The following is a 24,157-nucleotide window of genomic DNA, read 5'->3' as shown; positions in this document are numbered from 1 at the left end:
CCAGAACGCCGTGAAGGCCTCCTTCCCTACCTTGAGAGTAGGGAAGGAGGCCTTCACGGACCATCGCGGTCAGCTGACCGGCACCTCCGGGGCAAGGGAGTTGCCGGGCGCGATCTTGCCGCAGGTGGACGGCGCGGTCTTGCCCGCGAACCGGTCGTTGAGCCAGCCGATGGCCTGTGGCGCCCAGGCGACAGCCGCCCCGACGTGGCTCAACGCGTTGTACTGGTCGTACTTGATCGACTTGTTGCCGGTGTCGCAGTACTGCCGAGCGAGCGAGCGCACGTCACCGGCGACCATCACGCCGTCGCCGGTCCCGATCCCCGGCGGGTTGCCGAAAGTACCTTCCAGGACACCGTTGTTGCCCTGTGCGATGTACCCGGGCACGGTGGGGGTCGCGGCGGAGCCGAGGTTGATCTTGTTCACGGCTTCGACGTACGGCAGCACCTTGTTCGGGTTGGTGTACTCGGGCTTGACGAACTTCTCCCACGTCAGCCCGGGATAGCGGCCGAGCGCGTCGACGATCGACGCCTTTTCCATATCCTTGAGCACCTGAAGACCGTAAGAATTCGCGTACGGCTTGAGATCGATGCCGAAGGATCGCGAGACCCCGATGAGCGCCATCGGAATGACGCCGGTCCACGCGACACTGCCGTTGACATACTTGAGATTGTGCGACGGCTTGACGAGCAGTCCGCCTTCGGCGAAGCCGACGAGGTTCTTGTTGACCTCGGGGGCGTAATCCGGCGCGAGCGCGGCGGCCCAGCCGGTCGCGATGGCGCCGCCTGAATAGCCGATGAGACCGAACCGGGTCTTGTCGTTCATTCCCGTTCCCGGCGACCGTGTCGCGGCACGGATCGAATCCAGGGTGTTCGTCCCGTATTCCGGACCTGCGGCGAAGTTCGCCTTCTGGCCCTCGGTGTCGGGAATGACGACGTTGTAGCCCAGCAACAGCGCGGGCGCGATGAACAACGCCTCCGCGTTGGCGATCAGGCCGCCGAGCGAGAGGTCGCCGGCGATCGCCCTCGACGGGCCGTGCTCAGGATCGAGCGAGTCGTAGAACGATTGGTACGAAACGGCTTTGGTGCTGTCGCCGGTGAGGCTGCGCACCACCGAAGTGACGTTGGCGGACGGCTTCCCCTGTGCGTCGGTGCTCCGGTAGAGCAACTGGGTCACCTTGAGCGGGGTGGGAATGCCGACGACGTGGTAGTTCAGCGCCCGGGTCTTCAAGACGGATCCGGGGCTGTACGACGACAGCGGTTCGCTGCCGCTGTAGCTGTAGAACGAATCGGTCGCAGGAGCGGCGGTGGCGGCGGGCGCGGCGGCGAAAGTGACGACGAGAGCGATCGCGACGGCCAGCAGACGAGCGGGCTTTCGGGTCATGACTCCCCTTTGAATCATGAAGTGGATCACACGTTTGGATGTCCGGAACTTACCAGCCGGTAACCTGTGATGTACAGAGGAGTACATGATTTCTTGTCACGCTCTTGAGGTCCTCCCATCGGGGTGCGCGAGCAAAGAAAACCTGTACGGGTGCTGGATTTGCGAAGGCGGGCGCGCGACTGTGATGGGGGACGGGTCGTACCAAGAGCGGGGTGGTGGCCTTGAGATGACGGACCTGGGCGATTCCGACGCCCGTGGAGGGGATCGTGAACTCGAGGTCGACGCCGATTTGGTGCGAGCGTACGAAGGCGGCGCCACGATCACGGAACTCGCCGCCAGTTTCGGGATGACCTACTACAAGGCGCGCGCCTCGCTCATCTCGGCTGGCGTTGAGTTGAGGCAGGTGGGGCCGACGACTCCGTCGGCCCCACCTGGTCTCGTCCAGGCGTACCTCGACGGGGCGACCATTCATGATGTGGCAAAGAGATTCGGGCTGAGTTTCGGGGTAGCCCGACGGATGTTGCTGCAGAGCGGGGTCCGGCTCAGACCCAAGGGAGGCGGATCACTGGGGACTGGTCGTCCCTAGTGTCACTATGCGTGATCGCTCTGCGCCTGCGTTGATCAGTAGGTGCGCCACCAGTCGCTGAACATCAGCGTGGAGGCGGTCACGAGAAGCATCGTCATCGCAGGCAGGGAACGCATGAACTTGTTCAACTGCAATCCTTTTCGGGGGTTCGGGAGGTTCGTGACCCGAGTCGACCGGCGCCAATCAACCCGGATATGCCTGTCAAGGTAGGGGCTGTCGGTTGTCTCGCGCAACCCGCAAACGGGGAGCCTTGACAGGCGCGTTCTACTAACAGTTGCGTCGTCGCACGCGCTAGCTGCGAAAATCAGCCGAACGATGGGCGTCTGACACCTGAAAGCGACAGGGCGAGTTCACCTGTCCGTGTACTTCTCGGCCGGCTGTCGGGACGGGGGCAGCATCGCGACCGTGTCCTCGTCGCCCCTCCGTCTGGCGGCCGGGATCGCGATCAGGTTATCCCCGAGTTCGGAGATCCGCGACTCCAGTTCGGCTGCCTTCGCGAGCCGCCCCCGGTCGCGGTAGAGGCCTGCCGCGCGTTCGAGAACGGCACGGGCGTCGGAGGAATTCCCCCTGTCGGCGAGGATGCGTCCAAGGGCGGCCAGCGCCCGAGCCTGCCCGGTCGCGTTGTTGGTGCGCTCGGCGAGGTCGACGGCGTGGTCCGCGTACTGGAGCGCCTCCCGGTCCTTGAGTTGCGCGTGCGCAAGAGTTGCAAGCAAGCTGTACAACTTCATGGTCGCAGGTAGATGATGTATTTCGTCGGCCAGCAGCAAGGCCTTGTTACCGTGCAGAGCGGCTTCGTCGTACCGGCTGAGTTGTGTCAGCACGCCGGCCAAGGCGGTATGGACGGCCATCTGCCCGGAAGTGTCTCCGGTTTCCCGGCGAACTCCCAGCGCGCGCCGATAGTGTTCGACCGCGGCGTCGTGTTCGCCCGCGACTTCGAGTGCGTCTCCCAGTCGGTACTCGGCAGTGCCGAGGTGGCCCGGGTCTCTGACGACGTGCGCCAGCGCGAGGCATTCGCGATACCGGTTGATCGCCTCTTTCGCGCGCCCGGCGTGGTGGTGTCGCCGGGCCATGTTGAGGAGGACGGCGAGCCTGCCGAAGTCGTCGCCCTGCTCGTGGACGAGGTCGTATGCGGTCTTGAGGTAGCGATCCGCTGTTTCGTCGTTCCCGAGGAGCATATGGACTTGGCCGAGGTCGTTGAGTGTGCTCGCCTCTGCGACAGGATCCCCGGCGGCCGCTGCCGACCGGGCGGCGATCGTCAGCCCGTTCACGATGTCGTCGTAGAACCCGTACCGGTCATAGATGTCGCTGGTGACGTGGGGAATGCGCCAGGCGTACTCGTGCAGTCCCTGCTGATGGGAGTCTTCGACGAGCGCGTTGAGATTCGTTCTCTCCTGGAGGCACCATTGACGTGCGGCGGCAGGGGAGTCGAAGTCCAGAGGTGCCGCGCCGGGCTCGATCGACGGCATCGGCGGACGGGGCTTGTGCGGGTGCACCGTCGCATGCGCGTTGAAAGCGGTGTGCAGGTAGAACGACAGCAGCCGCCGTCGCGCACCGTCACCGTCCCTCTCGCGGACGGCGAGTGTCGTCGCGTACCGGTGAAGGATGTCGTGCATGCGAAAACGGTCGAGGTCGCCGGGATGCTGGATCAGATGCGAGGCGAAGAGCGCGTCAAGTGACCTTCGCGCGGCGGGCACGCTGATCGCTCCTGCCGCGGCGAGTGCCGCCGGGCTCATCTCCGTGCCGGGATGCAGGCCGAGCAGGCGGAACATGCGTCGTTCGGCCTCCTCGAGCGCATTGTAGGACCACGAGTACGCGGACTGCAGGTGGAATCCGGCGCCGTCACCGTCGTCGCCGATCGTCAGGAGGGTTTCCGCGTCCTTCAGCTGATCGGCGAGCGTGCGCAGGCGCAACCCGCCACGGCTGGCCGCACGGTCGGCCACGATGCTCAAGGCGAGCGGGATACAGTCGCACAACCGCGCCAGAGCCTCAAGAGCTCCAGGTTCGTCCTGCCCTCGGTTTCGCATGCGATGCGCCAGCAACTCGCACGACTCGGCGGGCGAGAGCGGCTCGAGCGAGATCGACGGCACGTTCTGCAAGGCCGTCAGCGGGGTCATCCGCCGTCGGGAGGTGAGGACCACCGTGCACGGGGCCAGTACGTCCAGCAGCGTCTGGACGTGGGCGAAGTTCTCCACATTGTCCAGTACGACGAGCGCCGGTCTCCGGGAAAGGAGCGTGGCCAGCTTCGCCATCCGCCCGGCGGGGCTGACGATTCGGTCCACACGGAAGTCCAGAGCCGAAAGCAGGACATCGACGACGTCGGTGGCCTCCAGGCGTGGAGTCCGGCTGAATCCGTGCAGATCGATCATGATCACGCCATGGACGAACCGTCCGGCGGCGCGGTGGGCCCAGTGGCCGATGGTCGTCGTCTTGCCGACGCCGGGCGGGCCGGTCACGCAGACGATCGTCGCCAGCGGAGCGCTGGTCGCGCTGATGGTCAAGGAGTCGAGATTCGCCAGGACGTTTTCACGGCCCACGAAACGGTCGATGTCGCGCGGCAACCGTCGCAGTGGGACGACGCTTTCCTCGACTTGCTTCGGTTTCCTGTCTGCGGTTCCGGCGGTGACCTGAATGGATTTCGTAATCGAGGTCGTGAGCTCGTGATGAAATTCGCGGAGTTCGTCGGCGGCCTGCCCGTCGCCGTCGGCGCGGAACGCTTGGTACTTTCTCAGGTAGAACGCCGGGATTTCGCCGCGACGGCCCGCGGAGTTCAGTGCCTTCAGGCGAAGTTTGGCGAAGCCCAGTTCGTCCGGATGGTCGCGATCGAGTTCGTCCAGCCGCTGCAGTGCGGAGAGCGGTTGTCCGGTGGCGAGCAGTTCATCGAGCAGGAAAGTGTTCGCGGGTATCCAATCCGATTGGATGAACGACGTGCGCCAGTCTTCCGCCGGTCGGGTGGTGAGATCGGCCAGTGGATGCTCCCTCCACAGTCCTATCGCCACGGCGGCCGCCCCGCACGCGCGCAGGTGTTCATCGCTGTCGCCGAAGGTCCTGGCGTCCTTCATGGCCTGGCGGAAGGCGACATAGTCGATCAACGAAGGGTTGACGTCCAGGGTGTAGCGGCCGTTCGCGGTGACCAGTGACGCGGGCGCGCGCGTCTCCCGGAAAAGCTGGCGAAGACGGGTGAAATATTGGTACATCGTAGCTCGTGGGTCGCGTGGACGTTGTTCTTGTTCGTCCCAAACCCATTCGACTACGTTTTCGATGGAAAGGCGTCTGCCCGGACGTGTCAGCAGGGCGGCCAGGATGCCCTCTTCGCGTCGCCGTCCCCAATTCACGACCAAATTCCCGTGCATTCGCACTGTAGTCTGCCCGAGAACTCCAAAGGCAACTTCCATGCCAGCCCCCTTCCCATCGGCAGTGTCCCTGCCGCCCCTCGCCTCGCTCTCCAGTTTCCCATTCTTTTCCGTTTCGAACCAGCGTGACCAGTATGGACCGGAGGGCGAGTGATCCTTTGTCAGGAGCTTCAACCACGGTACGAAAGGACCGTGTCAGGTGGACAGGCCACTCTCGTTCACACATTCGGCGGACGAGAGGGGAAGCTCGTGAGCAGAGAGATGTGGATCAGGGGACCGGTGGGGGCCGGCGCGGAGGCACGGGTGACACGGGCCGGGTGCCGGACGGCGCTCGTCGTCGTCCCGACCATGACCGCGGGTACGCGCCTGCTGGACATCGTGCCGCTGCTCGAATCGGATCACCGGGTCCAGGTGGTGTTCACCGTTCCGCACACCACGGACCACTGGCCCGGGGTGGAAGAGTTCGTCCGGGCGCAACACGGGCTTCTCCTGCCGTGGGAGCAAGCGGTCCAGCACACGTTCGACCTCGTCCTCGCGGCCAGCCATCGCCATCTCGATCAGCTCCGGGGGCCGATCCTGCTGGTCGGGCACGGCGCGGGGACGATGAAGTCGCATCTGTACAGCCGGAAAGCGGGGGCCCCGGCGCTGCCGGCCACCGGTCTCGATCGTGAACTGCTGACCTATCGCGGCCGGATCCTTCCCTCGGTCCTCGCGCTGGCCACGGAGGAGGAGCGGACGGCGCTCGGCACCTTGTGCCCGGAAGCGCTGCCTGTCGCGGTCGTGGCGGGTGACATCTGCCTGGACCGGATGACCGACGCCGGCCGGTTCCGCGAGCACTACCGGCAGGCGCTGGGGCTGAACCCGCGGCAGCGGCTGGTGACGATCAGTTCGACGTGGTCGACCGACTCGATCTTCGGCCGGGTCCCGAGTCTTTGCCGGGCGGTTCTCGACGCCCTCCCGCCGTCGCGGTATTCGGTCGCGGCGGTGTTGCACCCCAACGTGTGGACCGTCCACGGACGCAGGCAGGTGACGGCCTGGCTGTCCGATTGCGTCGAGGCGGGTCTGCGGCTCATCCCGCCGGACCGCGGCTGGCAGGCGACCATGATCGCGTCGGACTGGGTGATCGGTGACCACGGTTCGACCACCGCGTACGCCGCCGCGATCGGCCGCCCGGTCACCGTGGCCACCGAGCCGGGTGACCGGTTGCGCCCGGGAAGCATCGCCGACCTCGTCCGGGAGAACGCTCCGCTCCTGGAGTCGGGGCCGTTGACCGCCCAGGAGGCCGAGGCGATCCGGCGCCATGGAGACCTGTCCCCGGTCGCCACGGCGGCGATCAGTTCCAGGCCGGGCCAAGCGGCCGTGATCCTGCGCTCGGCGATGTACCGGCTCCTGGGACTGCCGGAACCGGACTGTCCGCCGTCCGTGCCGATGCTGCCGGCGCCCCTGCCGATCGAGGTGTGAAGACATGGACATCGTGTACGCCGTCCACGGTCATGCGCCGGGCGTCGCCCGGATCCGCCTGTGGATCGACGGCTCCGAGGGCGACGTCCTCGCCGTCGCGGTCGACACCGCGCAGACGGCCTGGGCGACGGCCGGAGACCTTTTGCTCCGGGAGGACAGCCGGACGGCCGGCCAGGCACGGATCGCCGCCGAGGCCGCGTTGCGCCGTCATCCCGGTGCCACCGCCGCGATCGCGGCCCATCCACACGGCTCTGTCATCTCCACCCGGACACGGACCTCGGCGGTGGCCGCGAAACCACGATCCGGGCCGATCGGCTGGGACTCACGGTTGGGAGCCGTATCCGGGATCCTCGGCGCGAGGAACACCCAATTCGGTGTGGAGCGCCTGAGCTTCGGCGAGATGGCCGGTGCCTTCCTCCTCGCGGCCGCACTGCCGTTCGACCTGGCCGAGAGCGGCCAGGATCTCCGCGGTGTAGTAGGGGGAATCGAGTGCCCGCACTGTCCGCAGTGACTCGGTCAGCCGGGCGATCGCGTCTTCGGCACGGCCTTCGGTGGCTTGGATGCCGGCGAGCGCCATGACGGATCGAGCGTGCTGGGCGGCGTCACCGACTTCGGCCATCACCGCCGCCGACGCGGTCAGCTCGATCATGGCTTCGCTGTTCCGGCCGAGCTTCGCGAGCACCTCACCCTGGCGTCGGCGGCACAAGGCCACCCCGCGCGGAATTCCCAGCCGCTCCTGCAGGTCGGCCGCCTGCCGGTAGAAATCGAGGGCGCCTTCGAGATCCCCCTGTCCTCGTGCGGATCTGCCGAGCTGGGAGAGCGCGGTCGCCTGTGTCCGGCCGTCGTTCTCCTGCTGTCCCAAGCGAAGTGCGACGACGTTCTCTTCCGCCGCCTTGTCGTATCGGCCGAGTTTGGCGTAGGCGAAGCCGAGCTGGGACCTCAGCCGTGCTTCCACCAGCGGCAGGTTCACGCGTGTCGCGGCTCGCACACCCCGCTCGTTCATCGCGATCCACGGCAGATAGTCCCGGTGGTGCAGGAAGAATCCCCACGACGCTTCGCAGAACTGCCACACGAGGTCGTCCCACTCGTGGTCCGCGGCCGCGGTGAACACGGCGCGGATCACGGACAGGTGGTCTCGCCACCAGGCGAGGCCCTCGGCGCGTTCGACGAAGTCCTTCGACCGCCTTTCGCGGGTGGCGTACCGGGCTCGATGGGGATGGATCGCCTCGTCGGCCGCCAGGACCCGGTCGAGGTACCACCCGGCGAACGTCCGGGCCAGCCTGTCCCGTTCGTCGCCCGGCAGCGTGGTGGCGGCCCGCGTCCGCGCGTCGCTGTGCAGCACCATGTGCTGGACGAACCGGTCTTCGCCCGCCTCGGTCAGGAGGTTCGCCTCGATCAACTCGTCGACGTCGTCCTCGACCGCGCTGACCGGGCGGCCGAGCGCGGCGGCCAGAGGTTCGGTGGACAGGAAGGGGCCAGGATGTACGCCGCACGCCAGATAGGCACGCGCCGCGCTCTGCGGCAGCCCTTCGTAGACGACCTCGAAGATCGCGTTCAACGAGAGCGTCCTGTCGGCGGAACGGCCGCCCTCGGACGTCCAGCGCCCGTAGGCGGCGGCCTCACGGGCGAGAGTTCGCTGCGGCCGGGTTCTGAGCCGTGCCGCCGCCACCGACAGCGCGAGGGGGAGTCCGCCGCACGAGGACACGATCTCCGAAGCGGCGGGCGGATCGGAACGGACGCGTTCGGTTCCGGTGTACCGCTCGAACAGCATCCATGCCTGGGATTCGGTGAGCGGGGGCAGATCGACGAACTGCGCCCCGTCGATCCCGAGATCGGTGAGCCGCCACCGGCTGGTGACGAAGACGATCGCCTCCGGCCCGGCGGGCAGGAGCGGGCGGACCTGGGCGACGGACGCCGCGTCGTCGAGCAGCACGGCCATCCGCCGCGACACGGTGGCCGTGCGGAACGACGCCGCCCGCTGGCCGAGGCTCGTCGGGATCTCGTCGGGTGAGCTGCCCAGCGCGGTCAGGAAACCGTGCAGGATCTCGCCGGGATCCTCCGGTGGTTGCTCGCGCGCGCCACCGAGATCGCTGTACAGGATGCCCTGGGGGAACTCGTCCGCTTTGGCGTAGAGCCAATCCAAAGCGAGCGAGGTCTTGCCGACGCCGCCCACCCCGCTCACCACCACGAGCCGCCGTCCGGTGTCTTCACCCCAGATCCGGTCGAGTTCGGCGGTGAACCGCTCCCGTGCTTGGAACACCGTCGGCGCGGCGGGGATCTGCCAAGGCCGGTCCGCGGGCACACCGAGGCCGGCCGGGGCGGTCATGGTCTGACCCCACCGCTCTTCCCGTCGGCTTCCGGCTGGTGCGAATGCCGTCCCAGGTCGTTCATGCGGTGCCCCCCGTATGTCTTCAGTGATCCGGTGTCTTTATAGTAATGCGGTTGCGTGCGAGAAATTCTGCGGAAAATATCACACGAACAGTCGAATTGATGCACGTGCGTCTGCATGGGCGTTTCTCTCGCGGTGCGCGAGAAGGGGTTTAGTCCACAATGGACATTTGGGTTCCCCGTCGTGGCTTCAGATCCTTTTGTCGGTGAGTTTCATGCCATCGGACATGATCTGCTCTTCCGCGACCTTCGGCGCGCTTGGCTCCGGCAATGAGCGGGTCACGAGCCAGCATAAAGCGGGCAATGCGATCAACGGCAGCAAGCCCGTTTGAAGAGACGTGTGCTCGGCGACCGTGCCGATGACGGGACTGGCGAGGCCGCCGATGCTGACCGTCAGGCCGAGAGTCACGCCGCTGGCGGTGCCGACCCGGGTGGGCAGGTAATCCTGTACGACCAGCGGACCACGGTGACCCGGTCCCGGCGCCCGGCCAGCCTGCTGCCCAGCAGTGTGCCCGCGGCCCCGCCGAGGTAGAGCAGGAACAGTGCGGCGGTGCCCGTCGTCGTGCCGCCGCCGACCCGCTGCCGGGCGTAGAGCGAGATGAACGTGCTCAGCCCGACGAACACGACGAGCAGTGGCGACATCCTGAGCCCGCCGACGGCCATGACGGCGGCGACGAGCACGGGGGCGGCGGCGAACCCGATGTTCCCGCCGAGGGAGAACCAGCCCATGGCTGTATGCCTGCCGCCGGCGATTCTCGCGACCCGGGCGGCCTCGGGGTGGTAGGCGGCCACTCCGATTCCCGACACGGCGACAAAAGCGAGCGTCAGCGCGTAGGAGTCGACGAGTCCGCCGATGCCGAGTCCGCCGAGGAGTGTGGCCGACGGCAGCAGCCACGGCATCGCCCATCGGTCGGTCAGCGCGCCGAACAACGGCTGCGCCACCGACGACAGCAGCGACGCGGCGAGCACGATGCCCGACACCGCCGCGTACCCGTAGGCGCGCTCGGCGGCGAAGAACGGCACCAGCGCGGCCACCGAACCCTGGTAAACATCCACACATGCGTGCCCTGCCGACAGCGGGACGATCGCTTTGTTCCTCGACACCCCGCCATGCTTGTCGCGGGCCGCCGTGTCGCGCTTCCGACAAAATGACAAACAATGACGGAAATCCGCCACTTGCCCGAAGCGCCGACAAGGGCTCCTGGGTCACTCCCGCCACCAGGGCCATCTGGGTACCCGCGGGGACCGTGCACGCCCATCAGGCGCACGGCGACCTCGAACTGCGCCTGGTCGGCCTGCCCGCCACGGTGAACCCGTCACGGCTGAACGAACCGAGTGTGCTGGCCGTCCGCCCACTCCTGCGTGAGCTGATCCGCGCCTACACCGATCCGCCGCACGACGACGCCCCGGAACGCCGTCGGCTGCGCGCTGTCCTGCTTGATCAGCTTCGTGCCTCGCCGCAGCAGCCCCTCCAACTGCCGACGCCGGACGATCCCCGGCTTCGTGCGCTGTGCGAGATCCTGAGCGCCGACCCGGCCGACAACCGGACACTGGCCGATCTCGGCGCGCGGGTCGGGGCGAGCGATCGCACCCCGGCCCGGCTCTTCAGGGCCGATCTCGGCATGACGTTCCCGCAATGGCGCACTCGGCTACGGCTCTGCCGCGCCTTGGCTCTCCTGGCCGAGAACACCCCGGTGACCGCGGTGGCGCACGCCTGCGGCTGGTCGTCCACCAGCGCGTTCCTCGACGTCTTCCGCCGCGCCTTCGGGCACACCCCGGGCACGCACTTCGCCCAGACCTCGTGAGTGGTACGGACGGTTACTGAGGGGTAGGGCCAACGTGGCGTGCCGTTGAGGTGTGCCCCCTCAATGGAACCGTCCGTGCCACTCACGAGGCCCAGCACCTGCTCGCCAGGCACGTGGTCCCGCAGGAAGCGTCGCCTTCTCGTCAGGCCGAGCTGGGTCGGGGTGGTCGTGAGTGGCAAGTGGGGTTGTTGAGGGGTAGGGCAAAGGCGTCACTCAGGGTGAGTGGTGTGTGGAAATGGGGACGCTCAATGTCCCTATTTCCACACACCCCAACCCGGCCGTCGTGACCGGACCGGTCAGTCGGTGCCGCAGGCCCGGCGTCGCGCAGAGTCACGTGCCTTCGGCCGCCTCGCCGGTTACCGGCGAACGCGAAAGCGGGGCCGGTCCACAATGGACCGGCCCCGCTTCACGTTCGGTTCTTTCCTACGCCTCGCTACGGCGACGACGCACCAGCAGCACCATCAGCACACCCGCGCCGAGGAGCGCGCCGCCGATGACCAGCGGCATGGTCGCGGAAGCACCGGTGTTGGCCAGCTCGTTGCCGCCGCCCGACTCGGCGCCACCGGGGGTGGTGGGGGCCGGGGTCTCGGTGGCGGGCGCGCCGCCCTGCTTCCAGCTCGCGGTCGCGTTCGCGACGACCGAGGTCTTCTCGGAGTCCGCGACGATCAGCGACTGGGCGGGGACCTTGGCGTAGTTCTCGCCCACGAACAGGCGGCCGGTGTCGAGGTGGCCGCTCACCTTCAGCGAGAACGAGCCCTCGCCGTCCTTGGCGTCCTTGGGAACGTCGACGAAGACCTTGGTGCCGTCCTTGATGGCGGAGGCCTTGATCTCCTTGCCGTCGGCGTCGACGACCTTGACACCCTCGGGCAGCTTGCTGGTCAGCTCGGTGATGTCACCGGTGGTGGCCACGCTGAACGGGCCGATCTTGCTGCCGGTCGCGCCGGAGGCCTTGGCCGGGCCGATGTCGAGGGTCGGCTTCGGCTGCTGGCTGATGCCGACGTTCTCTTTGCCGGTGAGGTAGTCGTAGAGCGCGAGGACGTCGGCCGAGGCCGCGGCGTTCCCGTCCATCAGCGGCTTCTCGCGGTCGAAGTCCTTGCCGTCGCTGAAGTGCCAGACGGCCGCCTGTGTCGCGGTGACGGCCTCACCGACGGACAGACCCTCGTTGAGCTTGACCCCGCTCTTGCCGAGCGTGCCCTCGATGGCCTTCACGCCGATCGCCGGGTAGCCGTGGTGCAGCACCCAGTTGATCTTCGCGTTGTTCTTGTTGAACGGCGAGTCCGCGTCCGGGTACTTGTTCCACGGGCGCTCGATCATGTCCTGGTCGGTGCGCATGTTGACTTCGATCTGGACGCAGTACATCTTGAGCTTGCTGCCGTCGGAGAGCTTCAGCTCGAACAGCTCCGGGACGTAGTGCTTGGGGTCCCCGAAGTTGACGCTGTAGCCCCTCTCGCCGGCCTTCTCGACGACCCGGCCCCGCGCCGCGCCGTCCTCGGCGAGTGCGGCCGGAGCGGCCATCGTCAGTGCGACGGCCGCGGTGGCGACCGCGATCCCGCCGCGAACCAGAACTGACCTGCCGTGCATGTGTCTCCCATCCGAATACGGACCACGAATGCCAGTGCCGCGTGCGACCACAGGCCCCGACCGCAACGGCTCGCCCGGACGGGGGATAACTAATCCCATCGAGCGAGAGCGGAGCATACAGAAGTCAGACATGTGGCTACTCCGGGGTATGGCCCATGTCCGAATTGCCCTGAAAGAAGAGTGAACGCCAAGAGAATGATCTTGGGCGGGTAGGCAACGGGACGAGGACGGAAAGAAACCGACAAAAAGCTCGCGTATGGAGGTACCGCCGCTGCTCCGCCCGCTGTTGAATTGGACCAGACCATTCAACGGTGATTGGAGTCCACATGACGCGACGGCACCTCCGTCGGGGGTTGTCCCTGGTGGCCGGGCTCGCCTTGGCGGGCGCGCTGCTCCCGGCCGCGAGCAGCGCGGAACCCCAGGAAGCGCGGCGCGTCCCGCTCGGCGAGCTGACCGCCACGGCGACCCAGGTCGCGTCCGGGCTGGTGAACCCGACCGCGATCACCGCGCTCGACGACGGGAGCGGCCGGATCCTCGTCGTCGAGAAGAGAGGCGTCGTCCGGGCCTACCATCCGAAGACCGGGCTCGCCGCCAAACCGGTGCTGGACATCAGCGACAAGGTGAACGGCGCGGACGTCGAGCGCGGGCTGCTCGGGCTGGCGATCGCCAAGGACAAGCGGGTCTACGTCGCCTACACCCGCAAGGTCGACAGCGCGGTGACGCTGTCGCGGGTTCGGCTGGACACCGGTGAGCTCACCGAGCTGATCACCCAGCCGCATTCCGAGTTCCCCAACCACAACGGCGGCCAGCTGGCGTTCGGTCCGGACGGGTACCTGTACTGGGGGATCGGCGACGGTGGCGGCGGGGGCGATCCGCTGGCCAGCGGGCAGCGGCTGGACACGCTGCTGGGCAAGATCCTGCGCGTCGACGTCAACCGCGCGTGCCGTCCGCTGCGGTACTGCGTCCCGGCGGGTAACCCGTTCGTGGGCGTCGCGGGCGCGCGGGCGGAGATCTGGTCCTACGGGCTGCGCAACCCGTGGCGGTTCTCCTTCGACCCGGTCGACGGTTCGCTGTGGATCGGCGACGTCGGCCAGGGCCGGTTCGAGGAGGTCGACCATCTCGCCAAGGGCAAGGGCGGCGCGAACTTCGGCTGGTCCTGCAAGGAGGGTCCGGTCGTGTTCGACCAGACGCGCTGCAAGGACGGCGTGACCTATACCGAGCCGGTCTTCCACTACATCTCCGGCGCGGAGGGCTGCGCCGTGATCGGCGGGCACGTCTACCGCGGCAAGAAGTACGCGTCGCTGATGGGCGGGACCTACCTCGCCACCGACTTCTGCCAGGGAACGGCCTGGGCCGTCCGCAAGAAGACCGACGGCACCTACGAAAGCGCCCGGATCGGCGAGTTCCCGCTCGACGCCACCACGTTCGGCACCGACCAGAACGGCGAGCTGTACCTGGCCGACGAACGGCCCGGCGGACTGCACCGGATCTCGTTCGCGCGCAAGGGCTGACAAAGCTCCTCGGCCGCGTCCGCCCGGCGCGGCCGAGGGCTCACTCCTCGCGCGGCAGCCGGACTTCGACCGTCCAGCCGCCACCCGGAGCGGGGCCCGCCTGAGCCGAACCGCCCAGCGCGGCGGCCCGTTCCCGCATCCCGACCAGCCCCATTCCGCCGCCGGTGTCCGGCGCCGGACGCTGCTCGGCGGGTCCGTTCGTGACGACGAGCGTGACCGTTTCCGGGGCGAACGCGAGTTTCACCGCGCGCCCGGTGCCGGGGGCGTGTTTGGCCGCGTTCGTCAGCGCTTCCTGCGCCGCGCGGACGAGGGTGTGCGCGACGCCGCCACCGAGCGGATCCGCGACGCCTTCGACCTCGAAAGCCACCGCCTCGTTCGCGCACAACGCGGCCAGGGTTTCCTCCAGCGGCAAAGCGTCTTCGCGCAGCTCGTGCACTGCCTGCCGCATCCGCCCGATGCCGTCCACCGCCAGCGACCGGGCACGGCGCACCGCGTCGCCGGCTTCCGCGTCCCTGCCTTTCGTGCCGAGCGCGTCGGCCATGTCGAGCTGCAGGGCGATCCCGGTCAGCGAATGACCGAGGACGTCGTGCAGTTCCCGCGCGATCCGCGTCCGCTCCAGCAGTGCGGCTTCCCGTGACTCGGACGCGGCGGCGCGCCGGGCTTCGACGGCGGCGCGTTCGGCGTTGAAGAGCGCGTCCCGCCGGTCGCGGCGCGCGATGCCGAGCAAGACCGGCAGGCCCACCGAAAGCGCGAGCCACCACGGCCACACGTCCGCGTCCGGGGTCATCGCGCCGACCACCGCGACCGCCACCGCACAGCAGACGGCGTCGAGGACGGCGACCCTGACAGCCACGGAGCGGGAGGCGAGTTTGATCCCGGCGACCGCGGCGGCGAGATAGGCGAACATCGGCGCGAAGGTGTTCGGGGCCAGCGGCAGGAGCACGGCCGCGGACACGGCATATCCGCTCGAGAGCAGGAGCTGTGTTCGCGGCGAGATCCGGTCCCACGGGAAGAACGAGACCACCGCGAGGAGCGCGACGAGCACGAAGAGTGCCGTGGTCAGAGGCCGCGCATGGACCTCGTGGGTGAAGATCCCGACCCCGGTCGCCCCGATCGCCGCCGTGATCAGGGCTGGCCGGAACAGCCGGTCGGCGAGCCGTTCGAGACGGAGCACCGTCGCGTTTCCGGTCATCGGGGCTCCTTGGGTGGAGAGGGTTCTCCACCCGAAGATACGGCCGCCGCCGCACGACGGCCCGCGCTCACCGCCATAACGTCGGAGTGTCTTCAAAACCTGCCCGAGGGGGAAACGATGAGCACTCCTGTCGAAATCGTCCTGATCGTCGCCGCGGTCGGATACATCCTTGTCCGCCGGCTGGCCGGAGACGTCGCCGAAGCCAAGCGGATGTTGCTGCTGCCCGCGATCCTCGCCGTGATCGGGCTGTCCAATGTGGACGAGAGTGTGCAGTCCGCGACCGCGGTGGCGTTTCTGGTGGGCACGCTCGCGGTGAGTGTCCTGTTCGGAGTCCTGCGGGGCGCGAGCATCCGGATCTACCAGCAGGACGGCGTCGCGCACATGCGCTACACCTGGCTCACGATCGCGCTGTGGGCCTTGAACGTGGCCGCCAAGGTCGGCGCGAACCTGCTGCTGGGCCTGCTCACCGGAGTCGCCTCCGGCGGCAACAGTGTCATGCTGACCATCGGCGTCGGGATGCTCGTCGAGGGTGTCGTGGTGCTCGCCAGGGCGGTGCGCACCGACAGCCGTATCGTCTGGAAGAAGGGTGAGGACGGCAAGGCGCACACCACCTCGCCGTTCCTCGACGATCTGCAGGCCAAGATGACCCGCCGATGACCGGAGGTACCAGGTGACCGTCTCGCTCGTGGTCGTCGACGATCAGGCGTCCGTGCGGGAAGCCCTCGCGGTGATGCTCGACCTCGCCGACGGCATCACCGTCGTGGCGACCGCGACCAACGGCGAGGAGGCCGTCGCCGCGGTCTCGCGGCATACGCCGGACGTCGTGCTGATGGACCTCCACATGCCGGTGCTGAACGGCATCGAGGCGACCGGCCGGATCAAGACCACGAGGCCGGAGGTCCAGGTCGTGGTGCTGACCAGCCTCGATGACGACGAGTCGATCCTCGCCGCGCTCGAAGCCGGCGCGAGCGGTTACCTGACGAAGGAAGCCGACAGGGCGAAGATCGAGCAGGCCGTGCACACCGCCGCCGACGGCCAGGTCGTCCTCGCCCCGGAGGTCCAGCGGCGGCTCCTCACCCTGGCGTCGCGCCGCTCGCGGGCGGTGGAGGAGGGGGACCGGTTCGGGTTCACCTCGCGGGAGAAGGAGATCCTCGGGTTGATCGGCGAAGGCCTGCGGAACCCGGAGATCGCCGCGCGGCTGGTGATCAGCGAGGCCACCGTCAAGACCCACATCAACAACCTGTTCGCGAAGGCGGGCTTCCATTCCCGCGCCGAGGCCGTCCGGTACGCGCTGAGCGCCCCGGCTCCCGCGCCCTACCGCTTCACCTGATCGCGTTTCATCAAGTTTTCATCATCCCTCCCTAGCGTGAGGCCGTCTGATGAATTCGGTGATGGAGGGCGACGTGGAGCAATCAATCCCACCCGGAGGCGCGCAGTGGCCGCCGCCGCAGGGCTGGGTCCCGCAACCGGTACCGGCGCCGCCCGCCCGGAAACCCCGGTGGCCGCTGTTCGCCGGTATCGCCGGACTCGTACTGGTGCTCCTCGCCGGGCTGACGACCTGGCTGCTGTGGCCCTCGAAAGCGGGCCGCGAACCCTTCGAGCAGGCGCTGGCAGGGCTTTCCTCGGCGCCCGCGGTGCGGAACAGCACCTCCGCGATCGGCGGGATGATCACCACGGACGTCAAGACGACCGCGTACGGCGAGACGTCCGGCACGATGTCCTTCCAGGGCAAGAAGATCGAGATCCTGGTAGTCGGCGGCAAGGTCTACTTCAAGGCGCCGGACGGCCTGTTGCCCGGATCGCGGGGTGACTCGTCGGCGGCCGAAGACCTCAAGGACCGGTGGATCACCGGTGAGGACGCGCTGTTCGGCCCGGTCGTGCGGCAGTTCGAGTCCCCGGAGAAGCTGGCCGCCCGCCTGCGCGAGGCGCTGGAGCGGGCGGAGAAGATCCCCGGCGACCAGAACGAGTCCGTCCGGGACGTCCCGGCGCTCAAGGCGAGCACGCCCACCGGTGACCTGTACGTCTCGAAGGAGGCCCCGCACAGGCTCCTGCGCTACTCCGTGAAGATGCCCGGCGGCATGCCGTCGGTCCCGAGGGTGCCGACGATGCCCGACGCGGGATCACCGTCGCAGATGCCTCCGGGCGCGGGCCTCGGCGAGTCCGATGTGGACGCTTTGTCGCCGGAAGAGACCGACGCCGTCTACGAAGATTTGGTGTCGAACACCAAGAAGCTGTCCGGCGCCGTCGACACCGGTGTGCGGTTCGACATGGACGGCGCGGCCACCGTCGCGTGCGGCGCCGCGGGCTGCACGGTGACCGCGAACGTGTCGAACACCGCGTCGGCGAACAGCGGCGGGAAGGTCACCGGCCAGGTCAACGCCACGATGACCGCGAACGTGACCATCGGCGGCCGTGCGGCGGGCAGTTGCCGGAACACGGCGACCCTGTCACTGAACAGCGCGGGCTCGATCAGTTGCGTCAACAGCGGCGCCGGTGGGGTCTTCTCGGCGGTCGAAGCGGAGAAGAAGGCCGACGCGGAGGCGCAGTCGCGGGCCGCGGGTGGGGTCCCGGTCCAGTACCGGATCGAGAGCATCGCGTCGGTTTCCGTCGTGGCCGAAGCGATCGGTCAGGTCGAGATCACCCGGCTGGTCGACGAACTGGGGGAGCGGCGGTCGAAGCTCGGCGGCAAGTGACCCGGCAGACCTGAAAGAAACAGCGCCGGGCGAACGGCTTCGATGCCGCGCGCCCGGCGCTTTCGCGTCCCGTTGGTTCGGGTCAGTCCGTGCCGTATTCGATCGCGGCGTGGTCGAGCAGTTCGTCGTCGCCCGAAGCCTTGCCGCGGGAGGCGATCACCTGCGCGCCGCCCGCGTCCATCGCCCCGATCAGCCCGGTCGACGCGGCCTGCGCGGCGCCGATCAGCGTCGGGTGCCCGCCGCCGACCATGCCGAGCCCGGCGTACTGCTCGAGCTTGGCGCGGGAGTCGGCGATGTCGAGGTTCCGCATGGTGAGCTGGCCGATCCGGTCCACCGGGCCGAACGCCGAGTCCTCGGTGCGCTCCATCGACAGCTTGTCCGGGTGGTAGCTGAAGAACGGGCCGGTGGTGTCGAGGATCGAGTAGTCCTCGCCGCGCCGCAGCCGCAGGGTGACCTCGCCGGTGACGGCCGCGCCGACCCACCGCTGCAGCGACTCGCGCAGCATCATGGCCTGCGGGTCCAGCCAGCGGCCTTCGTACATCAGCCTGCCGAGGCGGCGGCCCTCGTTGTGGTAGCTGGCGAGGGTGTCCTCGTTGTGGATCGCGTTGACGAGCCGCTCGTACGCCGCGTGCAGCAGCGCCATGCCCGGCGCCTCGTAGATGCCGCGGCTCTTGGCCTCGATGATCCGGTTCTCGATCTGGTCGGACATGCCGAGCCCGTGCCGCCCGCCGATGGCGTTGGCCTCCAGGACCAGGTCGACCGCGGTGGCGAACTCCTTGCCGTTGATCGTCACCGGGCGGCCCTGCTCGAAGCCGATCGTGACGTCTTCCGGCACGACCTCGACCTCGGGGTCCCAGAACCGGACGCCCATGATCGGGTTGACGATCTCGATGCCGGTGTCGAGGTGTTCGAGCGACTTGGCCTCGTGGGTCGCGCCCCAGATGTTCGCGTCCGTGGAGTAGGCCTTCTCGGTGCTGTCGCGGTAGGGCAGGCCGTGGGCCTGCAGCCACTCGGACATCTCCTTGCGGCCGCCGAGCTCGCTGACGAACGCGGCGTCCAGCCACGGCTTGTAGATCCGCAGGGACGGGTTCGCGAGCAGGCCGTAGCGGTAGAACCGCTCGATGTCGTTGCCCTTGAAGGTGGACCCGTCGCCCCAGATCTGGACGTTGTCCTCGAGCATCGCGCGTACCAGCAGCGTGCCGGTGACCGCGCGGCCGAGCGGGGTCGTGTTGAAGTAGGTGCGGCCGCCGTTGCGGATGTGGAAGGCGCCGCAGGCCAGCGCCGCGAGCCCTTCCTCGACCAGCGCGGCCTTGCAGTCGACGGCCCGCGCGATCTCGGCGCCGTAGGCCTTCGCCCGGTCCGGGACCGACTCGATGTCGGGTTCGTCGTACTGGCCGATGTCAGCGGTGTAGGTGCACGGCACTGCACCCTTCTCGCGCATCCACGCGACCGCTACCGAGGTGTCGAGGCCGCCGGAGAAGGCGATCCCGACGCGTTCGCCGACAGGCAGAGAGGTGAGTACCTTGGACATGATGGAAGTATATGCATAGTTGTGTATGACCATGCAAGCCGGGGTGAGCAGGGCAACTCGGGAGGGGTGGTGGCGGGAGGCGTGACTCGCGTGATCAGGGCCGGATCTCGCGTGTTCGGAGCCCGCGCTCGGGTGTGCGGCCTCCAGACACGCGAGTTCCGTCCTTGATCACGCGAGTGCGGTGCCTGATCACGCGGGTCACTCGTCGGGGCCGTGTCCGTTTCGTGACCTGTCCGCGGGGGCCTCCGTCACGAATACCAGGCGAAGGCCTCTGTCGGAATCGGCGATTTTCCTTGCAGGAAAAGGAAACCAGTCCGCTGACGGCGTGGCCGCGAATACCTGGCATGAAGACTTCGCGGGCCGATCGGGAACCACGCCTCCCCTTCTTCGGGGCGGCGCTGATCGGTGTGGTGGCCCTCGCCGCGGCACTGGCGGCCGGACACCTGGTGGCCGGGTTCATCAGCGCCAACGCCTCGCCGTACCTGGCGGTCGGCAACGGGGCGATCGATCTGACGCCGGTGGAGCTGAAGGATTTCGCGGTCCGGACGTTCGGTGTCTACGACAAGCTCGTGCTGCTCGGCGGGATGGCGGTGGTGATGGTGCTCGCCGCCGCGGCGGCGGGGATCGCGTCGCGCCGGTCACCCGTTCCGGGGATCGTGCTGATCGCCGCGTTCGGGCTGCTGGGCGGGTTCGCCGTCTCGCAGCGCCCCGACCTCACCATGGTCGCGTTGCTGGCGCCGCTGGCCAGCCTGATCGCCGGGGTCGGCGTCTTCGTCTGGCTGCACCGCCTGGCCACGGCCAGATCGCAAGCAGTCGAGGAGACGACCGACGCGGCTCCATCGCGCAGGTCGGTGCTGCTGGCCGGGGCCGGTGCGGTCGTGGCGGCGGGTGCGGCCGGTGTCGGAGGGCAGCTTCTCTCCGGCACGCGAGACGCGGAGTCTTCCCGGACGGCCATCGGCCGGCTCGTCCCCGCCGAACCGGCGCCGCCGATCCCTGCCGACGCGGATTTCGCCAAGCTGGGCACGCCGACGTTCCTCACCTCGAACCGCGACTTCTACCGCGTCGACACCGCGTTGTCGGTACCGCAGGTCCGGGCCGAGGACTGGAGTCTGAAGCTGCACGGCATGGTGCGCAACGAAAAACGGTTCACCTACGACGACATCCGCAACCGCCCGCTGATCGAGCGCACGATCACCATGACGTGCGTGTCCAACGAGGTCGGCGGGACCTACGTGTCCACGGCGAACTTCATCGGGGTGGACCTCGGTGAGCTGTTGCGGGAGGCCGAGGTCCTGCCCGGTGCCGAGCAGATCTTCTCCACCAGCGTCGACGGCTGGACCGCGGGCAGTCCGGTCGTCGCCGCGCTCGACCCGGAGCGAGGCGCGATGCTCGCGATCGGGATGAACGGGGAACCCCTGCCGGTCGAGCACGGTTTTCCCGCTCGAATGGTGATCCCCGGTCTCTACGGCTATGTTTCGGCGACGAAATGGGTCAAAGACCTGGAGATCACCACCTGGAAAGCGCGCCGTGCGTACTGGCTCGATCGCGGCTGGGGTGAACAGGCCCCGATCAAAACGCAGTCCAGGATCGACAGCCCGAAAGGATTCGAAACGGTACCCGCGGGCAAGGTCCGGATTTCGGGTGTCGCGTGGGCGCAGCGCACCGGTGTCGAGCGAGTCGAAGTCCGGCTCGGCGCGGGCGGGAACTGGCAGCCCGCAATGCTTTCCCGTGAGGTGGGCCTCAACACCTGGCGGATGTGGTGGACCGAATTCGACGTCCCGGCGGGCAGTCATCAGGTCACCGTCCGGGCCGTGGACAAATCCGGTTACACCCAGACCGACGCCCGCGCCGGAACCGTTCCGGACGGTGCGACGGGCTGGCACGTCATCAGTTTCACCGCGCGGTGATCGGCGTCACCCGAAAGAGTGGCAATCCGATTCCGTCGTGGTTCCGAATACCCGGTAAGAGTCCGAAAAACAAATGGAGTGATTTTCCGTGAGCAAGCTTCGCGTCGCAGGAATCGGTTTCACCGCGGTCGCCGCACTGGCCCTGACCGCCTGCAGCAGCAACGACACCGCTTCGTCGGGCAGCTCCAGCAGCGCGCCGGCGCCTTCGAGCTCGATGTCCGCCCCGATGTCCAGCGCCGCCTCCGGTGATGGCGTCACCACCAACGCCGACGTGTTCGGCCCGGCCTGTTCGCAGCTGCCGCAGGGCAGTGCGCCCGGTTCGCTGGACTCGATGGGCCCGCAGCCGGTCGCCAGCGCCGCCTCGACCAACCCGCTGCTGACCAAGCTGGTCGCCGCGGTGAAGGCCACCGACCTGGTGGACACGCTCAACAGCCAGCAGGCCATCACCGTGTTCGCCCCGGCGGACCCGGCCTTCGCCGCGCTGGGTGACGCGAAGTTCAACGAGCTGGCGGGCAAGCCGGCCGAGCTGGCCCCGATCCTGCAGTACCACGTCGTCGGCAAGCGCTACGACGCCAAGGGTCTGGAGGCGGCCAAGTCGCTGGAGAGCCTGAACACCGCGGGCGGCCCGCTCAAGATCGAGGGCTCCGGCGACAACATGACCGTCAACGGCGCGAAGATCCTGTGCGGCAACATCCCCACCAAGAACGCCACCGTCTTCGTCATCGACAAGGTGATGACCCCGGGCACCAACAAGAACTAGGTCCCCACACCGGTATCGCGGTGGCCACACCCTCGGGTGTGGCCACCGCGATACTCGTGTCTCAGGGAACGAGTGTCTCAGGGAACGAGCGCGGCGGCGTCCACATCGGTCACCACGAGCCGCAGGCTCGCGTTCTCCCAAGGGGTTCCGGTCAGCACGGCGCGCAGTGCGGCGCCGGCGACCTCCGTCAGCGGCGGGATCGGCACTTCCAGCGCGACGACGCGGATCTCGACGACGTGCTCGCTGATGTCGACGGCCATCACGTCGAGATCCCACGGCACCGCCGAGGCGGCGGCCGTGGTGGACGGTGTCGCCGCGCGCAGCCCCGGCACGTCGCGAAGCGTGCTCAACAGTGACGCGGTCAGTTCGGAACGTGCGGTCACAACAGTCCTCCACGGATTTCGATGTCCAGAATGGTCACCGAGACGGCCGAGGGGGTGAGCCCGGTCGCCTCGGTGACCGCCCGGCTGACGGCTCGCTGGACCGCTTGGGCTGTCGCGGCGGCCTGGTCCAGCCCGGAGACCGACAGGTCGATCTCCACGCGGACGTCCGGCGGATCGTGCTCGACGAACGCGCGCACCCCTTCGGTCGGCGCCGGGTCGAGGCCTTTGATCCGCTGCCGCGCGATCCGGGTCAGTGAACCCGCCAGCCCGCGCAGCCCGGGTTCCAGGCGCACCACGCCGGGGACCTTCGCCGCGGCATGCGCGGCGACCGCCGCGATCACCGGCGGGGAGATCACCGTTTCGGCCAGCTGTCTGGCCGGGGCCTGCTCACGCGTCATAGATGTCCTCCACCATCAGGTCGAGCCGGGACAGGTGGAGGCCGACCCTCGCACCCGCCGCCGCCGTGACCCGCTTCCGGACCACGTCCAGCGACTCACCGTCGAAATCATGGGCGATCGCGATGCTCAGTTCCACGTCCACGCCCAGCGAGTCGGTGATGTCCGGCGAACGGAGGACACGGCAGTGCCGCGCGCGGACGCCGTCGACGGAATCCGCGGCGAACCTCAGCACCGCCGCGACAGCCTGATCGCTGACCCGCACCTCTCCCGGCTCCGGGCTGGGCAGCGGCACCAAGTCCCGGCGCCGCACCTCGGCGCGGACCGCGGACATGATCCGGCCCGCGAGATCCGGCGACGGCTCGGCGTCGTCGTCGGCCAGCTCCGTGGTCAGTCCGCGCAGTACCCGGAGGCTCTCGCGGGCCGCCCGGCAGTGCGGGCAGTCGAGTTCATGCGTGTCCGCCCGGCCGGCGTCGACCTCGTCGAGCCGTTCCCAGACCTGTTCCACATCACGGCCGCACGGCAGTAGGTAGTCCTGAGTCGCGTGGTTCATCGCCATGGCGCCATCACCTCCGCCAACTGTGCTCGTGCTCGCGCGATGCGTCCGCGCACCGCGGTGGTGGTCGCCCCGATCGCCAGCGCGATCTCGTCGTAGGAGCGGCCGTGGACCTCGCGCAACAGCCAGCAGGCCCGTTGCTCGGCGGTCAGCTCCTCCAGCGCCCCGGTGAGCGCCGTCATCTGCGCGCTCGTCTCGGCCGCGCGATCCGGCCGCCCGGCCGAACCCGCGGACTCCTGCTGGTCGAGTTCGACGTCGGCCACCGGTTTCCTGGCGCGGATCACGTTGAGACACCGGTTGGTCGTCGTCCGGTAGAGCCAGCCGACGAACGCCGCGTCCTCCTGCAACTGGTCGAGCCGCCGCCACGCACCGAGGAACACCTCCTGGACGACGTCCTCGGCGTCGCCCTTGTTCCCCAGCATCCGCAGCGCCAGCCGGTACATCGGACCCTGGAACCGCAGGACGAGCTGCTCGTACGCGCGGATCTCGCCGTCGCGGGCGCGTGCCACCAGTGTCGCGTCGTCCAGGACCGTCTCGCCGGCGGCCGGCGCGTCTTCTCTCGCCGACGTCGTCATCGAGCGCACCTGTGCAGTGCCGCCATGCCGAAGCTCCCTTCCGCCCCTGATATCCGGTGGCTCCCTCTAGGACACGGCTTCCCCGGAAACGTCACGCGGCAAA

The 24,157-nt window shown here is 68.4% G+C and carries 19 protein-coding genes and 1 pseudogene; 9 read left to right on the top strand and 11 right to left on the bottom strand.

Annotated features, from left to right (window positions below; translation table 11 throughout):
- Positions 1-69 precede the first annotated feature (69 nt).
- Positions 70-1,380, bottom strand: coding sequence for a lipase family protein (locus ACFOSH_RS39335; RefSeq protein ID WP_378246044.1), 1,311 nt, complete (start codon positions 1,378-1,380; stop codon positions 70-72).
- Between the two features lie 85 nt (positions 1,381-1,465).
- Between ACFOSH_RS39335 and ACFOSH_RS39330 the strand changes: the two genes are divergently transcribed.
- Positions 1,466-1,966 carry a helix-turn-helix domain-containing protein gene (locus tag ACFOSH_RS39330; protein ID WP_378246042.1) on the top strand — a complete coding sequence of 167 codons (501 nt, stop codon included), beginning with the start codon at positions 1,466-1,468 and terminating at the stop codon, positions 1,964-1,966.
- Positions 1,967-2,316: 350 nt separating this feature from the next.
- On the opposite strand, the gene ACFOSH_RS39325 is transcribed toward ACFOSH_RS39330, so the two are convergent.
- Entirely contained in the window at positions 2,317-5,160 is a 2,844-nt protein-coding gene (locus ACFOSH_RS39325) for an ATP-binding protein (RefSeq protein ID WP_378246040.1), read from the bottom strand.
- Positions 5,161-5,565: 405 nt separating this feature from the next.
- Between ACFOSH_RS39325 and ACFOSH_RS39320 the strand changes: the two genes are divergently transcribed.
- A complete protein-coding gene (locus tag ACFOSH_RS39320) occupies positions 5,566-6,777 on the top strand; it encodes a hypothetical protein (protein WP_378246038.1) in 1,212 nt (403 codons plus the stop codon).
- 322 nt (positions 6,778-7,099) lie between these two features.
- On the opposite strand, the gene ACFOSH_RS39315 is transcribed toward ACFOSH_RS39320, so the two are convergent.
- Positions 7,100-9,103, bottom strand: a complete 2,004-nt coding sequence (locus ACFOSH_RS39315) for a tetratricopeptide repeat protein (protein WP_378246036.1) — start codon at positions 9,101-9,103, stop codon at positions 7,100-7,102.
- 252 nt (positions 9,104-9,355) lie between these two features.
- Positions 9,356-10,269: pseudogene (locus ACFOSH_RS39310) on the bottom strand (MFS transporter).
- Between the two features lie 143 nt (positions 10,270-10,412).
- Between ACFOSH_RS39310 and ACFOSH_RS39305 the strand changes: the two are divergent.
- The gene (locus tag ACFOSH_RS39305; protein ID WP_378246034.1) at positions 10,413-10,970 is read left to right on the top strand and encodes a helix-turn-helix transcriptional regulator; all 558 of its coding nucleotides are present in this window, start codon (positions 10,413-10,415) and stop codon (positions 10,968-10,970) included.
- 423 nt (positions 10,971-11,393) lie between these two features.
- Here ACFOSH_RS39305 and ACFOSH_RS39300 read toward each other — a convergent pair whose 3' ends face one another.
- Entirely contained in the window at positions 11,394-12,551 is a 1,158-nt protein-coding gene (locus ACFOSH_RS39300; RefSeq protein WP_378246032.1) for a Cys-Gln thioester bond-forming surface protein, read from the bottom strand.
- Between the two features lie 326 nt (positions 12,552-12,877).
- Between ACFOSH_RS39300 and ACFOSH_RS39295 the strand changes: the two genes are divergently transcribed.
- A complete protein-coding gene (locus ACFOSH_RS39295) occupies positions 12,878-14,062 on the top strand; it encodes a PQQ-dependent sugar dehydrogenase (protein ID WP_378246030.1) in 1,185 nt (394 codons plus the stop codon).
- A gap of 40 nt (positions 14,063-14,102) precedes the next feature.
- Here the strand turns inward: ACFOSH_RS39295 and ACFOSH_RS39290 are convergent, their stop codons facing one another.
- On the bottom strand, positions 14,103-15,254 hold the full coding sequence (locus ACFOSH_RS39290) for a sensor histidine kinase (protein ID WP_378246028.1): 1,152 nt from the start codon (positions 15,252-15,254) through the stop codon (positions 14,103-14,105).
- A 117-nt stretch (positions 15,255-15,371) separates the two neighbouring features.
- On the opposite strand from ACFOSH_RS39290, the gene ACFOSH_RS39285 reads away from it, so the two are divergent.
- The 3 genes from ACFOSH_RS39285 to ACFOSH_RS39275 all read left to right on the top strand — a co-directional run bounded on the left by ACFOSH_RS39285 (position 15,372) and on the right by ACFOSH_RS39275 (position 17,947).
- Positions 15,372-15,911, top strand: a complete 540-nt coding sequence (locus ACFOSH_RS39285) for a DUF1453 domain-containing protein (RefSeq protein WP_378246026.1) — start codon at positions 15,372-15,374, stop codon at positions 15,909-15,911.
- 13 nt (positions 15,912-15,924) lie between these two features.
- Complete coding sequence (locus ACFOSH_RS39280; protein WP_378246024.1) at positions 15,925-16,584, top strand: response regulator; 660 nt, start codon at positions 15,925-15,927, stop codon at positions 16,582-16,584.
- 73 nt (positions 16,585-16,657) lie between these two features.
- Positions 16,658-17,947 (top strand): SON protein, encoded by a 1,290-nt coding sequence (locus ACFOSH_RS39275; protein WP_378246022.1) that lies wholly within the window; start codon positions 16,658-16,660, stop codon positions 17,945-17,947.
- 82 nt (positions 17,948-18,029) lie between these two features.
- Here the strand turns inward: ACFOSH_RS39275 and argG are convergent, their stop codons facing one another.
- On the bottom strand, positions 18,030-19,478 hold the full coding sequence (argG, locus tag ACFOSH_RS39270; protein ID WP_378246020.1) for an argininosuccinate synthase: 1,449 nt from the start codon (positions 19,476-19,478) through the stop codon (positions 18,030-18,032).
- Between the two features lie 344 nt (positions 19,479-19,822).
- On the opposite strand from argG, the gene ACFOSH_RS39265 reads away from it, so the two are divergent.
- Together ACFOSH_RS39265 and ACFOSH_RS39260 are read left to right on the top strand one after the other, a co-directional pair.
- Entirely contained in the window at positions 19,823-21,385 is a 1,563-nt protein-coding gene (locus ACFOSH_RS39265) for a molybdopterin-dependent oxidoreductase (protein WP_378246018.1), read from the top strand.
- Between the two features lie 88 nt (positions 21,386-21,473).
- Positions 21,474-22,145, top strand: a complete 672-nt coding sequence (locus ACFOSH_RS39260) for a fasciclin domain-containing protein (protein WP_378246016.1) — start codon at positions 21,474-21,476, stop codon at positions 22,143-22,145.
- Between the two features lie 77 nt (positions 22,146-22,222).
- On the opposite strand, the gene ACFOSH_RS39255 is transcribed toward ACFOSH_RS39260, so the two are convergent.
- From ACFOSH_RS39255 to ACFOSH_RS39240, 4 genes are read right to left on the bottom strand one after another with little or no spacing between them, the layout of a single operon-like run.
- Complete coding sequence (locus ACFOSH_RS39255) at positions 22,223-22,528, bottom strand: hypothetical protein (protein ID WP_184901677.1); 306 nt, start codon at positions 22,526-22,528, stop codon at positions 22,223-22,225.
- Positions 22,525-22,926 carry an Asp23/Gls24 family envelope stress response protein gene (locus tag ACFOSH_RS39250; protein ID WP_378246014.1) on the bottom strand — a complete coding sequence of 134 codons (402 nt, stop codon included), beginning with the start codon at positions 22,924-22,926 and terminating at the stop codon, positions 22,525-22,527. The genes ACFOSH_RS39255 and ACFOSH_RS39250 overlap by 4 nt, the downstream gene beginning before the upstream one ends.
- A complete protein-coding gene (locus ACFOSH_RS39245; RefSeq protein ID WP_378246012.1) occupies positions 22,916-23,482 on the bottom strand; it encodes an Asp23/Gls24 family envelope stress response protein in 567 nt (188 codons plus the stop codon). The genes ACFOSH_RS39250 and ACFOSH_RS39245 overlap by 11 nt, the downstream gene beginning before the upstream one ends.
- Complete coding sequence (locus ACFOSH_RS39240) at positions 23,473-24,054, bottom strand: RNA polymerase sigma factor (protein WP_378246010.1); 582 nt, start codon at positions 24,052-24,054, stop codon at positions 23,473-23,475. Before ACFOSH_RS39240 ends, ACFOSH_RS39245 begins: the two co-directional genes overlap by 10 nt.
- Positions 24,055-24,157: the final 103 nt, after the last annotated feature.

This window comes from Amycolatopsis speibonae (genome assembly GCF_042647925.1).
Classification (GTDB): domain Bacteria; phylum Actinomycetota; class Actinomycetes; order Mycobacteriales; family Pseudonocardiaceae; genus Amycolatopsis; species Amycolatopsis speibonae.
The sequence above is the reverse complement of the archived record's forward strand: the minus strand, read 5'-3'. Positions and strand labels throughout refer to the sequence as shown.

Coding starts and splice junctions, on each gene's coding strand:
- ACFOSH_RS39330 (WP_378246042.1), top strand. CDS start 1,466: ATGATTTCTTGTCACGCTCTTGAGGTCCTCCCATCGGGGTGCGCGAGC.
- ACFOSH_RS39325 (WP_378246040.1), bottom strand. CDS start 5,160: ATGTACCAATATTTCACCCGTCTTCGCCAGCTTTTCCGGGAGACGCGC.
- ACFOSH_RS39290 (WP_378246028.1), bottom strand. CDS start 15,254: ATGACCGGAAACGCGACGGTGCTCCGTCTCGAACGGCTCGCCGACCGG.
- argG (WP_378246020.1), bottom strand. CDS start 19,478: ATGTCCAAGGTACTCACCTCTCTGCCTGTCGGCGAACGCGTCGGGATC.
- ACFOSH_RS39240 (WP_378246010.1), bottom strand. CDS start 24,054: ATGACGACGTCGGCGAGAGAAGACGCGCCGGCCGCCGGCGAGACGGTC.
- ACFOSH_RS39295 (WP_378246030.1), top strand. CDS start 12,878: ATGACGCGACGGCACCTCCGTCGGGGGTTGTCCCTGGTGGCCGGGCTC.
- ACFOSH_RS39300 (WP_378246032.1), bottom strand. CDS start 12,551: ATGCACGGCAGGTCAGTTCTGGTTCGCGGCGGGATCGCGGTCGCCACC.
- ACFOSH_RS39250 (WP_378246014.1), bottom strand. CDS start 22,926: ATGACGCGTGAGCAGGCCCCGGCCAGACAGCTGGCCGAAACGGTGATC.
- ACFOSH_RS39245 (WP_378246012.1), bottom strand. CDS start 23,482: ATGGCGATGAACCACGCGACTCAGGACTACCTACTGCCGTGCGGCCGT.
- ACFOSH_RS39315 (WP_378246036.1), bottom strand. CDS start 9,103: ATGACCGCCCCGGCCGGCCTCGGTGTGCCCGCGGACCGGCCTTGGCAG.
- ACFOSH_RS39265 (WP_378246018.1), top strand. CDS start 19,823: ATGAAGACTTCGCGGGCCGATCGGGAACCACGCCTCCCCTTCTTCGGG.
- ACFOSH_RS39335 (WP_378246044.1), bottom strand. CDS start 1,380: ATGACCCGAAAGCCCGCTCGTCTGCTGGCCGTCGCGATCGCTCTCGTC.
- ACFOSH_RS39285 (WP_378246026.1), top strand. CDS start 15,372: ATGAGCACTCCTGTCGAAATCGTCCTGATCGTCGCCGCGGTCGGATAC.